This window comes from Amycolatopsis sp. EV170708-02-1, from assembly GCF_022479115.1.
Taxonomy (GTDB): Bacteria; Actinomycetota; Actinomycetes; order Mycobacteriales; family Pseudonocardiaceae; genus Amycolatopsis.
Map to the genome: position 1 here is coordinate 8901515 of NZ_CP092497.1, position 15237 is coordinate 8916751.

A 15237-nucleotide genomic window follows, 5' to 3' on the forward strand; every position below is an offset into this window, starting at 1 on the left:
CGCTACCACCTAACCTGACAGCTGTCAGGTAGCGCTCCGGGTAACCTGGTCGATCGTGCGCACAGTCGTAGTCATCGGGGGCGGGATCGTCGGGCTCGCCACCGCCTGGGAGCTGACCAAACGAGGCCTGGACGTCACGGTGCTCGAAAAGGAGGAGCGCTGGGCGGCCCACCAGACCGGGCACAACTCGAACGTCGTGCACGCGGGGCTCTACTACAAGCCGGGTTCCTTCAAGGCCAGGATGTCGACCGCCGGTAACCGGTCCATTGTGGACTTCGCCCGGCAGTACGGGGTGCCGGTCGAGGTCTGCGGCAAACTGGTCGTCGCCACCTCCGACGCCGAGCTTCCGGCGCTCAAGGTGCTCGCCGAACGCGCGGAGGCCAACGGGGTCCCGGCCAAGCTGATCACCCCGAGCGAAGCCCGCGAGTACGAGCCCGAGGTCTCCTGCGTCGCGGCGTTGCGCGTGGAGTCCACCGGCATCATCGACTTCCCCGGCGTCTGCGCCGCGCTGGTGCGGCTGCTCGACGAATCCGACGCCGACCTGCGGCTCGGCACGCCCGCGCTGGGGATCCGCCCCGGCCGCACCGGCGGCGTCGAGGTGGCGACCGGCGACGACGTGATCCACGCGGACGCCCTCGTCAACTGCGCCGGCCTGCACGCGGACCGGGTCGCCCGGCTCGCCGGGCTCACCCCGAGCGCGCGGATCGTGCCGTTCCGCGGCGAGTACTACGAGCTGAAACCGGAACGCCGCCATCTGGTGCGGGGCCTGATCTACCCGGTCCCCGACGCGTCGCTGCCGTTCCTCGGCGTGCACCTGACCCGCATGCTCGACGGCAGTGTGCACGCCGGCCCCAACGCCGTGCTCGCCCTGCGGCGCGAGGGCTACACCTGGCGCGACGTCTCCGCGAAAGACCTCGCCGAAGTCGCCCGCTTCCCCGGCGTCTGGCGGCTCGCGCGCAAGTACGCGTTCCCGACCGGGCTCGACGAGGTCCGCCGGTCGTTCTCCCGCCGCCGCTTCGCCGAAAGCCTCGCGCGGCTCGTGCCCGCCGTCACCGAGGACGACATCGTGCGGCACGGCTCCGGCGTCCGGGCACAGGCGCTGCGCCCGGACGGCGCCCTCGTCGACGACTTCCTGATCGAGACGGCGCCGAACCAGGTGCACGTCCTGAACGCGCCCTCACCGGCGGCGACCAGCGCGCTGGAGATCGCGAAGCACATCGCCGACGAGGTGAGCGCTTAGGAGGAAGGCGGCAGGTTCGCGCTCAACAGCGGGACCGCGGCCTTGATCACGTCGCACGCCTTCGCGGGGTCGTCGAGGTTGCCCGCGATGATCGCCACCGTCGACGTCGCGGTGATCGCGACCCCCGCCGCGCACAGCTTGCTGCCCGACTCGGTGTAGATCTTCCACTTGCGGCCGGCGGAGTCGAAGTCCTGTGGTTGCCCCTGCGAGATCAGCGTCGGCGTTTCGTCCATCGCCTTCGTCGTGTAGAACCACAGGTCGAGCGCCTTCTCGCCCTTCTCGCCGTCCGTGTCGGCCCATTCGCAGCCGAACTGGTTCGGGTCGGCGCTGGACTTCATCGGCTCACCCGTGGGTCCGAGCCGCAGCTGGGCGGTCTGCTCGGGCTTGAGCATGGCGCACGGGTCGGTGCTCACCAGCGGCCCGCCCGGCTCGGCGGGCTTCTGCCCGGGCGGGGCGGTGATCTGCGGATTCTGCTCCCCACCCGGCAGCTTCGACGCCACGGCCGGGGCCGCCGCCTTGGCGAGGTCGCACGCGTTGCCCTCGGTGTGGTCGTGGCTCTCGCTGGCGATCTCCACGAACGAGTCCGGCGTGATCTCCGTGCTCAGCGAGCAGTAGGTCGGCCCGAGGATGGTGGCGTACCGAGTCCAGGTGAAGCCGCCGATGCCGAACTTCTCGCCGGGCAGGGCGCCGTTCATGTACTCGTTCAAGGACAGGTCCTTGCTCAGCGAGATCTCGAGGTTCGACGCCTTGCTCGCGTCCTCCAGCTTGCGGAACCGGCAGACCGCGGGGACCTTCTGCTCGGGTTTGGCGGCGCGCTCTTCCCCCGGATACGTGACTCCCAGCGCCTTCGCGTATTCCTCCGAGAGCATGGTGCACGGCTCGGCCTTCGTGACGACCGGTCCCTGTCCGGGCACCGGCGAGGCCGTTCCGGCGATCGTCGACGTGCAGCCGCCGAGCGCCAGCACCGCCAGCCCGATCGCGAGCGAGTTCCGAAACCGCATGCGTCCCCTCCTCATCGGCTCGCACACTACTTGTGCGCGGCCGCCGTTCACGAACCGGCGGGCAGCGCGGCGCTCACCGTCGGCAGCGCGGCCCGCAGCAGGTCACAGGCTTTCGCCCCGTCGTCCCAGTGGCCGCTGGAGACCTTCACGGTGGACGTCGCGCTCATCGGCAGCGCGGCCGTGCAGTACTTCGTGGCGGCGTCGGACCGGACCGTCCACTTGCGACCCCCGAGGTCGGTCTCCTCGGGGGTGCCTTCGAGCCCGGCGACGTCGGCGACGGCCGTCGACACGAAGAGCGTCACGTCCAGCGGACGCTGCCCCTTGTCGCCGTCGGAGTCCTTCCACTGGCAGCCCTTGTCCTCGGGATTGGCCAGATTGGCCGGATCGACCGGGGTGCCAGGGGCGATGGCCAGCTTTGCGGCTTCGTCGGGCTTCAGCAGCGTGCACGGGTCGACCTGCAGCAACGGCCCGGACGGCTCGGGTTTCTTCTGCCCCGGCGGCGCGACGATCTTCGGGTTCGGCTCGCCGCCAGGCAGCCTCGACGCGATCGCGGGGGCCGCGGCGAGCGCGAGATCGCAGGCCGTCGCCTCGGGCGCGCCCGTCTGGGTCTCGCTGCCGAGCTCGACGAACGAGGACGGCCCGAGCTCGGTGCTGAGCGAGCAGGCCGTCGGGCCGAGCGGGGACGCGTAGCGCGTCCAGGTGAAGCCGCCGATGCCGTACTTCTCACCGGGCTGGGCACCGGCGTAGAAGTCGTTCAGCGGGATGTCGACGCTCTGCGTGATCGAAAGGGACACCCCGCGCGGCGAATCGTCGCGTTCGGACAGCAGGCACATCGGCGGGACCAGCTGGGCTTTGTTGCCCTTGGTCTCGACACCCGGCAGCTTGAGCGCCAGCGCGTCGGCGTGTTCCGGGGTGAGCAACGAGCACGGCGCCGCCTTGGTGAGCACCGGCCCCTGGCCGGGCACCGGCGACGCCGTACCCGAGATCGTCTCGGAACACCCGCCGAGCAGGAGGACCACCGCGAAGAGCGCGGTGATCGGCGTGCGACGGCGGTTCATTCGGGTCCCTCCTCGGTGCGGACCCTACTTCGATGCCGGCGTGAGCACCTCGGTTCCACCGAGGAAGGGACGAAGCGCCTCCGGCACCCGGACCGATCCGTCTTCGAGCTGGTGGTTCTCCAGGATCGCGACGATCCACCTGGTGGTGGCGAGCGTGCCGTTCAGCGTGGCGACGGTCTGCGGGCGGCCGTCGTCGTCGCGGTAGCGGATGCCGAGGCGGCGCGCCTGGAACGTCGTGCAGTTCGACGTCGAGGTCAGCTCGCGGTAGGTCTCCTGCGACGGCACCCACGCCTCGCAGTCGAACTTCCGGTACGCGGAGGTGCCGAGGTCGCCGGTGGCGGTGTCGATCACCCGGTACGGGACCTCGATCTTGGCGAGCATCTGCTCTTCCCAGTCCAGCAGGCGAGCGTGCTCGGCCTCGGCGTCCTCGGGACGCGTGTAGACGAACATCTCGACCTTGTCGAACTGGTGCACGCGGATGATGCCGCGGGTGTCCTTGCCGTACGAACCGGCCTCGCGGCGGTAGCAGGAAGACCAGCCCGCGTACCGCTTCGCGCCCTTGCCGAGGTCGAGGATCTCGTCGGCGTGGTAGCCGGCGAGCGGGACCTCGGAGGTGCCGACGAGGTACAGGTCGTCGTCGCGCAGCCGGTAGACCTCCGACGAGTGCGCGCCGAGGAACCCGGTGCCCGCCATGATCTCCGGCCGCACCAGCGTCGGCGTGATCATCGGGGTGAAGCCGTTCGCGGTCGCCTGCGCGATCGCCATGTTCAGCAGGCCGAGCTGAAGCTGGGCACCGACCCCGGTGAGGAAGTAGAACCGCGAACCCGAGACCTTCGCGCCGCGCTCCATGTCGAGCGCGCCGAGACCCTCGCAGAGTTCGAGGTGGTCCTTCGGCTCGAAGTCGAACTTCTTCGGCTCGCCGACGTGCTTGAGCACGACGTAGTCGTCCTCGCCGCCTTCGGGCGCGTCGGGATGGACGAGGTTCGGCACCAGGCGATGCAGCTGCTCGAACTCCTCCGAGGCCTCGGTCTGCTCGACCTCGGCGGTCTTGACCTGGGCGGCGAGCTCCTTCGCCTTGGCGAGGAGCTCGGCCCGCTCGTCGCCCTGCGCCTTCGGGATGAGCTTGCCCAGCGACTTCTGCTCGGCGCGCAGCTTGTCGGCGGCGGCGATGGAGGACCGGCGGCGGGAGTCGAGGGAGAGCAGCTTGTCGACCACTCCTTCGTCCTCGCCACGGGCGCGCTGCGAAGCGCGCACGACGTCCGGTTCATCGCGCAGAGTCCTGGGGTCAATCACGAGTGCTGAGGGTAGTCCGTGCGAGTCGCACAAAATGTGCGGGTCCGCGCGGATAACCCGACAGTCTGATCGTTGCCGCCCGTTTCGGCCGCTCCCCATACTGAGATCTCCCTGCTGCGGACGGAGAAACCCGATGACCGATGCGGACCTGCTGGCGCGGCACAAGGCGGTACTGCCGTCGTGGCTGGCGCTCTACTACGACGAGCCGATCGAGATCGTGCACGCGCAGGACCGCCGGGTCATCGACTCGACCGGGCGCACCTACCTGGACTTCTTCGCGGGCATCCTGACCAACTCGATGGGCTACGACGTCTCGGCGATCAGCGACGCCGTGCGCAAGCAGCTCGACACCGGCATCCTGCACACGTCGACGCTGTACCTGATCCGCTCCCAGGTCGAGCTGGCCGAGCGCATCGCGAAGCTTTCCGGCATCCCCGACGCGAAGGTGTTCTTCACCAACTCCGGGACCGAGGCCAACGACACCGCGCTCATGCTCGCCACCCAGTACCGGCGCAGCAACCAGGTGCTGGCGATGCGGAACTCGTACCACGGACGGTCTTTCGCGACGGTCGGCATCACGGGCAACCGCGGCTGGTCGGCGTCGTCGCTCAGCCCGGTGAAGGTGAGCTACGTGCACGGCGGCTACCGGTACCGCAGCCCGTTCCGGGCGCTTTCGGACACCGAGTACATCGACGCGTGCGTCGCGGACCTCGTCGACGTGCTGGAGACGGGCACTTCGGGCGACGTCGCCTGCATGATCGCCGAGCCGATCCAGGGCGTCGGCGGCTTCAGCTCACCGCCGGACGGCCTGTTCAAGGCGATGAAGGAGGTCCTCGACCAGTACGGGATCCTGTTCATCTCCGACGAGGTCCAGACCGGCTGGGGACGGACCGGGGAACACTACTGGGGGATCCAGGCGCACGACGTCGTCCCCGACGCGATGACCTTCGCGAAGGGCCTCGGCAACGGACTCGCCATCGGCGGGCTCGTGGCGCGCGGCGACCTCGTCGACTGCCTGACCGCGAACTCGATCTCGACCTTCGGCGGCAACCCGGTCGCCATGGCGGGCGCGGCCGCGGTGCTCGACCACATCGCCGAGGGCGACCTGCAGGCCAACGCGCTCGCCCGCGGCAACGAACTGCTCGACGGCCTGCGCGCGGCCGGGAACCCGCTGATCGGGGACGTGCGCGGCAAGGGCCTGATGATCGGCGTCGAGCTGGTCGAACCGGGCGGGATGACGCCGAATCCGGGCGCCGCGGCGCGGATGATGGAGGAGACCAAGGCGCGGGGGCTGCTGATCGGCAAGGGCGGGCTGCACGGCAACGTGCTGCGGATCGCGCCGCCGATGACGCTGACCGCCGAAGAGGCCGCGGAGGGTCTGGGCGTCATCGTGGACGCGTTGGCTGCCATCTCCTGAGCTGGTAACTGGGTCTCGTGAGTGGCAAGGACGGTTCTAACCGTCCTTGCCACTCACGAGGATCATGAGCGGGCGAAGCGCGCGATGACCTCGCCCAGCCGCCCGCCGGCGTCTTCCTGCAGGAAGTGCCCGGCGCCGGTGATCGTCGGATGCTCCAGTTCGCGGGCGCCGCGCATCGAGGCCCGCAGTTCGAGGCCCCACGGCGCGGTGATCGGGTCTCCGTCGGAGAACGAGACCAGGAACGGCTTGTCCAGTTCGGACAGCACCTTCAGCGCGGCCCGGTTGGCGGCCGACGCCGGATCTTCCGGGGTGAGCGGCACCAGCGACGGCATCGCGCGCGGCGCGGCCTTGTACATCTCGTTCGGGAAGGGCGCGTCGTAGGCGGCGCGGACCTCCTCGGGCAGCTTGGTCTGACAGCCCGATTGGACGAACCGCCCGATGTCGATGACCTGGGCGTTCTCCATGGCGTCGCGGAACTTGTGCCACAGCTCGGGCATGTCGGTGTCGCCGGTGGGGAGGCCGGTGTTGGCCGCGACGACCCTGGCGAAACGGTCGGGGTTCTCGGCGACCAGCCGCAGGCCGATCAGGCCGCCCCAGTCCTGGCCGACCAGGGTGACGTCGGTCAGGTCGAGGACGTCGAAGGCGAACGCGCGCATCCACTCGACGTGCCGCTGGTAGGTGTGGTCGACCATGTCGCCGGGTTTGTCGGATCGGCCGAAGCCGACCAGGTCGGGCGCGATGGCGCGCAGCCCGGCGTCGGCGAGCACCGGGATGACCTTGCGGTAGAGGTAGGACCAGGTCGGCTCGCCGTGCAGCAGGAGAACGGGCGGCCCGTCTTCGGGTCCGGCTTCCACGTATCCCACTCTGATCACGCCGCCGTGAAGGTCGACGAGCTCCGCGTAGCGCGGCTCGAAGTCGAAATCGGGCAGGTCCGAGAACCGGTCGTCCGGTGTCCTTAAAAGGCGCACGACTCCCACGTTAGTGGGAATCGTGCGCCTTTGCGGTTTCAGCGGGTCAAGAAGTCACGAGATGGCGACGGCCACGATCAGGCCGAGGGCCAGGTGCGCGGCCGCGACGACGACGCTGGCCGGGGCGAACTTCTCGCTCTCGATGGTCGAGCGGATGTCGATGCGGGTCGCCCACTCCAGCAGCCGGACGGCGAGCACCTGCACGATGACGCCGAGCAGGCCGTAGACCAGCGAGGTGATGAGGCCCTCGGTCAGGTCGCTGGCGGAGTTCGCGATCGCCACGACGATGATGAACGCCATCGACAGCAGGCCCGACGCGGTGACGATGACCGCGTTCGGCAGGCCACGGGTGACCAGCTGGGACAGCTTGCCGGGCGTGGTCCAGTCGATCGCCCAGAACCCGGCGAACATCATCAGCAGGCCGACGACGCCGTACAGCAGGATCGCGCCGATCCCTCGCACGAGGTCGGAGCCGAACGTGTCGGACAGCGCAAGGGTGGTGGTCACAGGGGTTCTCCAGAAGTCAGGAAATGTCAGGTTTGTGCGGTTGCTTCTATCACGACTCGATGATGCGGTGCGGGACGAACGCCGCACCGTCGTCCGTGACGAGTCCCGCGGTCTCGCGGATACCGAGACCGGCGGCCTGGTCCCCGACGATCCACGCGCCGAGCGCGGGCCGGTAACCCTGGAACTCCGGGAGCGGGTCGAACGCCTGGTAGACGTAGCCTTCCGCGCCGTAGACCCCGTCGGTCTGCGTCTCGTAGCCGGTGGCGACGATCTGCACGTTCGCGCCCTCGCGGCCGAGTTTCGGCTTGCGGACGTACTCGGTCAGCAGGCCGGGGTCGTCGGCGAAGGCGGGCAGCAGGTTCGGATGCCCCGGGTAGTTCTCCCACAGGATCGCGAGCAGCGTCTTGTTGGAGAGGATCATCTTCCACAGCGGCTCGACCCACAGCGTGCGCGGCATGGTCTCCACGGCGAAGCGGCCGAACTCCTCGTCGACCACCCATTCCCACGGGTAGAGCTTCACCACGGTCGCCATCTGCGCCTCTTCGAGGTCGACGAACCGTTTCAGCACCGGGTCCCAGCCGATCTCCTCGATCGACAGGCCGACGGTGTCGAGCCCGGCCTCGGCCGCGGTCTCCTGCAGGTACGCCGTCGTCACGTGGTCCTCACCGGACGGGTCGGCCGAAGACCAGGTGAAGTGCAGCTCGTTCGAGGGCAGCTTGTCGGCGAGTTCGCCCCAGCGCTCGACGAGCTTCTCGTGGATCGAGTTCCACTGGTCGTCGTCGGGGAAGACCGCGGTCTTCCAGTGCCACTGCAGCACCGCGGCCTCGAGCAGCGAGGTCGGGGTGTCGGCGTTGTACTCGAGCAGCTTCGCCGGGCTCTTGCCGTCGTAGCGCAGGTCGAACCGGCCGTAGACGTGCGGATCCTGCCGCTTCCACGACTCCGCGATATGCGGCCAGACCCACTCCGGGATGCCGAAGCGGTGGTACTGCTCGGTGGTGATCACGTTGTCGACCGCTTCGAGGCACATCGAGTGCAGCAGTTCGACGTCCGCCTCGACCGACAGGATCTCGTCCATGTCGAAGACGTAGTGGACCGACTCGTCCCAGTACGGCCGGGATTTGCCGGAGCCGTCGCGCGCGGGCGTGCCGAAGACCAGCCCCTGCTCTTCGACGATGTTCTGCCAGTCCCGCCGGGGCGGCTTGGAATCCCGGTACACCTACGAGCCCCCGCTCTTACCGCTGCCGCCGCTCTTGCCGCTGATGCCGAACCCGCCGCGCTGGACGGACTTGCCCGACTTCGTGCTGATGTTCGCGCCCGACGGCGCGGTGTACGAGCCGCCGGACACACGCTGCCCGATCGCCCCGGTGCCGCCGTAGTTGTAGCGGTAGCTGTTGTAGCCGCCGCCACCACCGATCGGGATGAAGAAGAAGCCACCGGAGTGGTAGCCGCCGTGCGACGTCACGTACCGCTCGTCGCAGTTGTCGTCCTGGTCGACGATCCCGTCCTTGGTGGTGCAGACGGCCGTCACGTTCTCCGGCTTCGCGACCGTGTAGAACGTCGCGACCAGCCCGACCAGGCCGACGGTCACCCCGGTACCGATCAGGATCTTCTTCTTGGTCGAAGACTTCTTCTCGGCGGCGCGAGCGGCCTCGGCCGCCATCGCCTCCTGGCGCTGCTGCTCCGCCAGCGCCTGCTGGCGTGCCCGCTGCTCGGCCAGCGACGGCTGCCGCGCCTGCGTGCTGCTGTCCTGGAAGCGCATCGAACCGCGCTTGGGCGGCTCCTGAGGCGCTTGTGCCCCCTGGTTGTCATCCTGCGTCATCGAAGCTCCGTAATCGCCCGCCGGCCCGAACTCGTGTCCAACACTAACCACCCGGTACGCGCACCTTACGTGCGGCGCGGGCATCATGGAGTGGATGTCTCAACAGGCCGAGCGGTTCCGTGATCCGCGAAACGCGCTGAGCACCCTGCGCACCCGGCTTCTCATGGCCGGCGTGTTCGTGGGCGCGATCATCGCGCTTTCGCTGAGTGTGGCGTTTTCGTGGAACGTGGGCCCGGAGGGCGGTGCGGGCGGCGGCGCCCCCAAACTGTCGCCCGCCGCGGCCGAGGCGTTCCAGTCTCCTCCTGGCACCTGTCTGACCTGGAACAATCCGGACGCCACCGACGCGCGGCGGGTGCCGTGCGCGGAGTCGCACCTGTTCGAGGTCACCAGCATCGTCGACATCGGCGCGCAGTACCCGCCGGGCGTGCCGAGCCCGAACCTGGAGCAGTGGCAGGAGATCTCCCGCTCGCGTTGCACGATCGACGTCAAGCCGTACCTCGGGCGCAACCTCGACCCGTACGGCAAGCTGAGCATGAACCTGCTCCGGCCGACGCCCGCGCAGTGGGCCGACGGCGACCGGCAGCTGCGGTGCGGGCTGCAATGGGCGGGCCAGGGCGGCAAGCTGCAGCCGACCAAGGGGCCCGCCAAGGAGCAGAACCAGTCCGCGGTGTGGGAGCCGGGCACCTGCCTCGCGCTGCTCAACAACAGCTTCGGCGACCCGATCGACTGCGCGCAGGCGCATTCGTACGAGATCTTCGCGACGCTCGACCTCAAGACGAAGTTCAAGGACGGCTACCCCTCGCAGGAGCAGCAGAACACCTGGCTGGACACCGAATGCTCGACGGCCTCGCAGGAGTACACCGGCAACGCGGATCTCGCGGCGAAGAAGCTCATCATCAGCTGGGACGTCCGCGAGCAGGAGAGCTGGGACGCCGGGTCGACGCTGGTGAACTGCAAGGTCGCGGCGGTCCTGCCGGATAACAAGGGGCTGGCTCCGGTCACCGGGAGCGTCAAGGTCGGCACCGGCGAGTCCCCGCCGCCGTCGTCTTCCTCGCCCCGAAGACCGGAGGGTGATCGCGTGCCCGTCGAGATGACGCAGCAGCGCTTCGAAGAGCTGGTGTCGGAGGCGCTGGACGAACTCCCGCCCGAATTCGCGGACGCCATGGACAACGTCGTGGTGCTCGTGGAGGAGTTCAACGAGGAGTCGCCCACGATCCTCGGGCTCTATCACGGGGTCGCGCTGACCGAGCGGACCCATGAGTACGGAGGGGTGCTGCCCGACCGGATCTCGATCTACCGGCGCCCGCTGTTGCAGATGTGCGACACCGAGGAGGACGTCGTCGAGGAGGTGCTGATCACGGTGGTCCACGAGGTCGGCCACCATTTCGGCATCGACGACGAGCGCTTGCACGAACTCGGCTGGGGCTGAGCCGCCGGGCGAGTGATAGCAAAGGTCCCTCGCTCCCCCGGCGACGGATTCCGCGTCGGAGGAGGCATGGTCGGTGATTTTTGTGCGTGGAGCACCAAGGGTTCTCCGGATTCTTAACTGGGTGTAACAACCCCGCCACTTTGGGCGACAGCCCCGCTAAACTTTTCGACACGTTGTCGTCGGCCGGCGCCGGCGAATGCCTGGGGAGGCGGTGCATGGCCGAGTCGACGGTGCGCAGGACGAGCGACCGGCGGTTGCGCTGGCTGCTCGCGTCCAGCGCGGCGTCGAACCTCGGCGACGGCATCGGCAAGGTCGCGTTCCCGCTGCTCGCGGTCACCCTGACCAGGGATCCGCTGCTCATCGCCGGTCTTTCGGCGACCCAGTTCCTGCCGTGGCTGCTGTTCGCGCTCCCGGCGGGCGCGCTGCTCGACCGGGTCGACCGGCGGCGGGCGATGATCCTCGCGAACAGCGTCCGCGCGGTGGTCGTCGGAGGGACGGCCGCGCTGGTCGCCGTGGGCGGCGTGACGATCTGGATGGTCTACGCCGCCGCTCTGCTCATCGGGTTCGCGGAGGTGGTCGCCGACAGCGCCGCAAACGTGCTCATCCCGGCGGTCGTCGGCGACGGTTCGCTCGACGGCGCGAACAGCAAGCTCCAGGCCACCGAAATCGTCGGCCAGACCTTCCTCGGCGGGCCGGTCGGCAGCGCCACCTTCGCGCTCTTCGCGACCTTCCCGTTCTTGCTCAACTCGGTGGGCTTCGCGATCGCGGCGGTCGTGTTGATCGGCCTCGCCGGCAGCTACCGGCCGCGAGCCGCCGAGCGCGCCACCACCGACCTCCGCACCGAGCTGGCGGAGGGTTTCCGCTGGCTGAAGCGGAGCCGGCTCGTGCTGCGCCTGGTCATCCTCGCCGGGGCGATCAGCCTGGTCAGCGAACTCGCGCAGGCGCAGCTGGTGCTGTACGCGATCGAACACCTGCGTCTCAGCGAAGCGGCCTTCGGGCTCTTCGCGTTCGTCGGCGGCATCGGCGGCCTACTGGGCGCGGCCGTCGCCCCGCGGCTGGTGAAGGCGTCCAGCCGTCGCGCGGTGCTCCTCGGGGGCACCGCCTGCTGCGGAGCGGCGTTCACCGGCATGGGCCTGACGAGTTCGCCGGTGGCGGGGGCGGCACTGTTCGGCCTGTTCGCGGCGGCCGTCGTCGCGGTGAACATCGTGCTCGGAACGGCACGGCACACCCTCGTCCCCGGCGACCTGCTCGGCCGGGTGCTGGGTGTGTGGCGCACCGTCGTCTGGGGAGCGATCCCGATCGGCGCCCTGCTCGGCGGCGTCCTCACCCACGCCCTCGGTTCCCCGGCCCGGACGTTCCTCACGTCCGGGCTTCTGCTGTTCGGCGTAGCCGGTTTCGCGTTCGTCTCGTCACGGCCCGGCGCCTTCGATGACGAATCGGCCACGGAGGAGCGGGTTCTCCACCAAGACCGGTGAAAACCAAGGTCTTTGGTGCTGAAATATCCCATCACCGCCACGGGTGACGGGGAGGTCCGCGATGCAGCAGACACTGGTGCCGGAGGCCGGCGTGGGGACGACAGAACCTTCCAGACGCCCGCAGGTGCTCACCGCGGTCGCCGGCTTCGTGATCGGCGGCGGCGTGATCGGCATGCTCTGGGCACTCTCGGGCGTCAACGCGGGGGCGCTCGAAGACGCGCAGGCGGCGTGCTCCGCGCTGGCCAGGGTCGGCACGATCCCCGACACCACCGACTCCGCACCCGGCGAGCGGACGGTGGCCGTCCTGGCGCCCGAGGTCCTGCATCGGATGACGGCCGCCCGCGAACTCTCCGCCGCGGCGGCCGCCGCCAACGACACCTACCGGCCGCTGGCCGAACACATCGACGGCGTCAGCCGGATGGTGTTCAGCCTGCACTTCAACCAGATCTCGGGGCAGCGGCACCTCGCGCAGGCCGAACAGCTCTGCACGCAGCTCTAGCCCACCGAACGCCCTCGTGAGTGGCAAGGACGGTTAGAACCGTCCTCGCCACTCACGAGGGACTCGGCTCTAGCCTTTGTGGACGGTCTTCACGGTCAGCTGGTTGCCGGGGATCTTCCCGGCGCACCCGAGACCCTGCACCGGCACGAAATTCGACGCCGTCTCCTGCGGCAGGTACACGCGCAGGCCCCTGGTCTCGGTGGGCTTGCAGACCGCCTCGTCGTAGTTGCGGACGTTCACGAAACCGACGTCGGCGATCGCGCTCTCCCCGTTGGCGAGCTGCACGGGGCCGCCCTTGGCGCCGTCGCGGTACGCGGCCTCGCCGACCTGGTGACCGTCGGCGCCCGTCACGTAGGAGACGCCGGGGAAGCCCTGGACGGTGCACGAGTGCCCGCTCGAGTTGGTGATGACGAGCTTCCGGTACACCGTGCCCGCGGCGGCGTCGCTGTCCTTGATGGACAGTTTGACGTCGCCCGCCTTGCAGAGCCCGTCGTTCTTCGACGCCTGCGCGGGCGGCTGGACGGGCTGCGGAGCCGGCGTCGAAGCCGAAGAAGTCGCGCTGGGCGCCACGGAGGTGTCCGGAGCCGAGCTCGACGGTGACGCGGACGTGTTCTGCGCGACGGGCGCGCTCCCCGCACCGCACGCGCTGAGCAGCAGGAGCCCGGCGGTACCCGCGACGAGACCGCCGATGGAGATCCACTTCGAACGAACCATGGTCATTCGCCTCCCTGTATCCGGGTGACCCACCGTCCAGTAGACGTGTCGTCCGCCGACGAGGTTGCGCTCGACCGGTTAATTCCCCACAAGGTGTTAATCGATCTTGTGTGCTGTGTTCCCCGGCGGGAGCGGAGGCAAACGGGCTGAAAGGAGCCATACCCACATGAGACGCGGTGAAGGGCGCTTTCCCCGCATGACATGCGGCGAAAGCGTCCTTCAGCCCCCGTGGAGCCCGGCCCGGGTCAGGGTTCGACGGGGTGGTCCGCCCAGGTGAGACAGGTCCAGCCGTCGGGGGTCCCGACGAGTTCGACGACGCCGGTGTTGGGGATGAGGCCCTGGTTGGCGATCTCGGCGGTCACGTTCCCGGCGAGCCATTCGCCGCCCAGCCGGATCGCGCCGCCGTGGCTGACCAGCACCACGGTCCCGTCGGGGTCGGCCTGCTCGTGCTTGGCGCGCAGCCGGGCGACCGCGTCGAGCAGCCGGGCGCGGACCTGCGCGCCGGTCTCGCCGCCGGGGATCGGCGGGTCGAGCTCGCCGAGCGTCCATCGGCGCACGACACTCATGTAGGTGGTGACCGAATCCTTGTCCGTCTTGCCTTCGAGGTCGCCCGCGGCGACCTCGTGCACGCCGTCGAGGACCTGGACGTCGAAGCCGAGCTTGGCGGCCAGCGGCGCCGCGGTCTGCTGGGCGCGGACCGCCTGCGACGCGTAGATCGCGACGATCGGCTCGCCGTCCAGCCGCGTCGCGAGGTCCCGTGCCTGCTCTCGGCCCAGCTCGGTGAGCGGCGGACCCGGGAGCGCGGTGTCGAGCGCGCCGCGCACGTTGCCCTCGGTCTGGCCGTGGCGGACGAGGAGAAGTTTCACGCCTGTGCTCCCTTCCGTACCGACTGGACCCAGTCGATCGCGTCGGTGAAATCCTCGTTGGCGGCGCCCGGCTCGATCTCGGTCGTGCCGTTGTCCGCGCGCGGGTGGGAGCCGAGGAACCGCACGTTGCGGCACCGGCGGCGCAACGCGGCCAGCGCGTCGCCGATCCGGGGCTCGGCCACGTGCCCCTCGAAGTCGATGAAGAAGCGGTACTCGCCGAAGTTGTTCCTGGTCGGGCGGGCGTCCAGCTTGGTCAGGTTGATCCCGCGGACCGCCAGTTCGGTGAGCAGCTCCGCCAGGGCACCGGTCCGGTTCGTGGCGGCGGCGACGATCGACGTGCGGTCTGCCCCGGTCGGCTCCGGCAGCTCGCCGGGAGCACGCACCAGGATGAAGCGGGTCTTGGCGTCGCGGACGTCGGCGACCTCGGTCGCCCGCACCTCCAGCGGGTAGTGCTCGACCGCGACCGGCGCGGTGACGGCCGCGTCGAACTCGCCATCGGCCACCGCGACCGCGGCCGCCGCCGTGGACGACGTCGCGACCGGATGCGCCCCGGGAAGGTTCGCCTCGACCCAGTGGCGGACCTGGGCGAGCGCGTGCGGATGGCTCGCGACGGTGCGGATCTCGGTGGTCCCCGGCCGGGTCAGCACGCTGAAGTGGACGGGCAGCAGCACCTCCGCCACCGCGACCAGCGGCTCGGCCTCGCTCAGGCTGTCGAGGGTGGCGGTGACCGCGCCCTCCACCGAGTTCTCGATCGGGACACAGGCCGCGCCGGCCGCGCCCGAGCGCACCGCGGCCAGTGCCGCCGGGATGGTCTCCGCGGGGATCAGCTCCTCGCCGGAGGCGAGCCGGCGCGCGGCCTGTTCGGTGAAGGTTCCCTGGGGGCCGAAGTAGGCGATCCGTGACACCCCGCCAGATTACGCACGGCGCGGGTGGCGACTTTCACTCGGACAG

Annotated in this window: 15 protein-coding genes and 1 pseudogene; 6 read left to right on the plus strand and 10 right to left on the minus strand. The window is 69.6% G+C overall.

Annotation, left to right across the window (positions count from 1 at the left end; all coding sequences use genetic code 11):
* Positions 1-55: 55 nt before the first annotated feature.
* Positions 56-1240 (plus strand): L-2-hydroxyglutarate oxidase, encoded by a 1185-nt coding sequence (gene lhgO / locus MJQ72_RS40820; RefSeq protein WP_240596211.1) that lies wholly within the window; start codon positions 56-58, stop codon positions 1238-1240.
* On the opposite strand, the gene MJQ72_RS40825 is transcribed toward lhgO, so the two are convergent.
* Genes MJQ72_RS40825 through serS form a run of 3 tightly spaced genes read right to left on the minus strand, consistent with a single transcriptional unit; the run spans position 1237 to position 4592 of the window.
* Positions 1237-2241 (minus strand): DUF3558 family protein, encoded by a 1005-nt coding sequence (locus MJQ72_RS40825; protein WP_240596212.1) that lies wholly within the window; start codon positions 2239-2241, stop codon positions 1237-1239. The two genes, lhgO and MJQ72_RS40825, sit on opposite strands and share 4 nt — an antisense overlap.
* Positions 2242-2288: 47 nt before the next feature.
* The gene (locus tag MJQ72_RS40830; RefSeq protein WP_240596213.1) at positions 2289-3299 is read right to left on the minus strand and encodes a DUF3558 family protein; all 1011 of its coding nucleotides are present in this window, start codon (positions 3297-3299) and stop codon (positions 2289-2291) included.
* Between the two features lie 24 nt (positions 3300-3323).
* A complete protein-coding gene (gene serS / locus MJQ72_RS40835) occupies positions 3324-4592 on the minus strand; it encodes a serine--tRNA ligase (protein ID WP_240596214.1) in 1269 nt (422 codons plus the stop codon).
* A gap of 133 nt (positions 4593-4725) precedes the next feature.
* Between serS and MJQ72_RS40840 the strand changes: the two genes are divergently transcribed.
* Positions 4726-6009 carry an aspartate aminotransferase family protein gene (locus MJQ72_RS40840; protein WP_240596215.1) on the plus strand — a complete coding sequence of 428 codons (1284 nt, stop codon included), beginning with the start codon at positions 4726-4728 and terminating at the stop codon, positions 6007-6009.
* A 62-nt stretch (positions 6010-6071) separates the two neighbouring features.
* On the opposite strand, the gene MJQ72_RS40845 is transcribed toward MJQ72_RS40840, so the two are convergent.
* The 4 genes from MJQ72_RS40845 to MJQ72_RS40860 are packed head-to-tail and all read right to left on the minus strand — an operon-like array spanning position 6072 to position 9303.
* On the minus strand, positions 6072-6977 hold the full coding sequence (locus tag MJQ72_RS40845) for a haloalkane dehalogenase (RefSeq protein ID WP_240596216.1): 906 nt from the start codon (positions 6975-6977) through the stop codon (positions 6072-6074).
* A 54-nt stretch (positions 6978-7031) separates the two neighbouring features.
* Complete coding sequence (locus tag MJQ72_RS40850) at positions 7032-7484, minus strand: DUF350 domain-containing protein (protein WP_240596217.1); 453 nt, start codon at positions 7482-7484, stop codon at positions 7032-7034.
* Between the two features lie 49 nt (positions 7485-7533).
* Positions 7534-8700: a glutathionylspermidine synthase family protein gene (locus MJQ72_RS40855; protein ID WP_240596218.1), complete on the minus strand. Its 1167-nt coding sequence runs from the start codon at positions 8698-8700 to the stop codon at positions 7534-7536.
* The gene (locus MJQ72_RS40860; protein WP_240596219.1) at positions 8701-9303 is read right to left on the minus strand and encodes a hypothetical protein; all 603 of its coding nucleotides are present in this window, start codon (positions 9301-9303) and stop codon (positions 8701-8703) included. It lies immediately after the preceding gene.
* A gap of 163 nt (positions 9304-9466) precedes the next feature.
* Between MJQ72_RS40860 and MJQ72_RS40865 the strand changes: the two are divergent.
* The 4 genes and pseudogenes from MJQ72_RS40865 to MJQ72_RS40880 form a co-directional block, all read left to right on the plus strand.
* Positions 9467-10198 (plus strand): annotated as a pseudogene (locus MJQ72_RS40865) (septum formation family protein); the annotation flags it as partial.
* A gap of 183 nt (positions 10199-10381) precedes the next feature.
* Positions 10382-10732, plus strand: coding sequence for a metallopeptidase family protein (locus tag MJQ72_RS40870; protein ID WP_037333558.1), 351 nt, complete (start codon positions 10382-10384; stop codon positions 10730-10732).
* A gap of 215 nt (positions 10733-10947) precedes the next feature.
* The gene (locus MJQ72_RS40875; protein WP_240596220.1) at positions 10948-12207 is read left to right on the plus strand and encodes an MFS transporter; all 1260 of its coding nucleotides are present in this window, start codon (positions 10948-10950) and stop codon (positions 12205-12207) included.
* Positions 12208-12268: 61 nt separating this feature from the next.
* Positions 12269-12706, plus strand: coding sequence for a hypothetical protein (locus tag MJQ72_RS40880; RefSeq protein ID WP_240596221.1), 438 nt, complete (start codon positions 12269-12271; stop codon positions 12704-12706).
* 69 nt (positions 12707-12775) lie between these two features.
* Here MJQ72_RS40880 and MJQ72_RS40885 read toward each other — a convergent pair whose 3' ends face one another.
* The 3 genes from MJQ72_RS40885 to pheA all read right to left on the minus strand — a co-directional run bounded on the left by MJQ72_RS40885 (position 12776) and on the right by pheA (position 15191).
* Complete coding sequence (locus MJQ72_RS40885; RefSeq protein WP_240596222.1) at positions 12776-13426, minus strand: DUF4232 domain-containing protein; 651 nt, start codon at positions 13424-13426, stop codon at positions 12776-12778.
* A gap of 239 nt (positions 13427-13665) precedes the next feature.
* Positions 13666-14286: a histidine phosphatase family protein gene (locus tag MJQ72_RS40890; RefSeq protein ID WP_240596223.1), complete on the minus strand. Its 621-nt coding sequence runs from the start codon at positions 14284-14286 to the stop codon at positions 13666-13668.
* Positions 14283-15191 carry a prephenate dehydratase gene (gene pheA / locus MJQ72_RS40895; protein WP_240596224.1) on the minus strand — a complete coding sequence of 303 codons (909 nt, stop codon included), beginning with the start codon at positions 15189-15191 and terminating at the stop codon, positions 14283-14285. The genes MJQ72_RS40890 and pheA overlap by 4 nt, the downstream gene beginning before the upstream one ends.
* Positions 15192-15237 lie beyond the last annotated feature (46 nt).

What these genes read in the sequence shown, in the direction of transcription:
- MJQ72_RS40825 (WP_240596212.1), bottom strand. Translation starts at nt 2,241, where the DNA reads ATGCGGTTTCGGAACTCGCTCGCGATCGGGCTGGCGGTGCTGGCGCTC.
- MJQ72_RS40830 (WP_240596213.1), bottom strand. Translation starts at nt 3,299, where the DNA reads ATGAACCGCCGTCGCACGCCGATCACCGCGCTCTTCGCGGTGGTCCTC.
- MJQ72_RS40840 (WP_240596215.1), top strand. Translation starts at nt 4,726, where the DNA reads ATGACCGATGCGGACCTGCTGGCGCGGCACAAGGCGGTACTGCCGTCG.
- MJQ72_RS40860 (WP_240596219.1), bottom strand. Translation starts at nt 9,303, where the DNA reads ATGACGCAGGATGACAACCAGGGGGCACAAGCGCCTCAGGAGCCGCCC.
- MJQ72_RS40875 (WP_240596220.1), top strand. Translation starts at nt 10,948, where the DNA reads ATGGCCGAGTCGACGGTGCGCAGGACGAGCGACCGGCGGTTGCGCTGG.
- MJQ72_RS40880 (WP_240596221.1), top strand. Translation starts at nt 12,269, where the DNA reads ATGCAGCAGACACTGGTGCCGGAGGCCGGCGTGGGGACGACAGAACCT.
- MJQ72_RS40885 (WP_240596222.1), bottom strand. Translation starts at nt 13,426, where the DNA reads ATGACCATGGTTCGTTCGAAGTGGATCTCCATCGGCGGTCTCGTCGCG.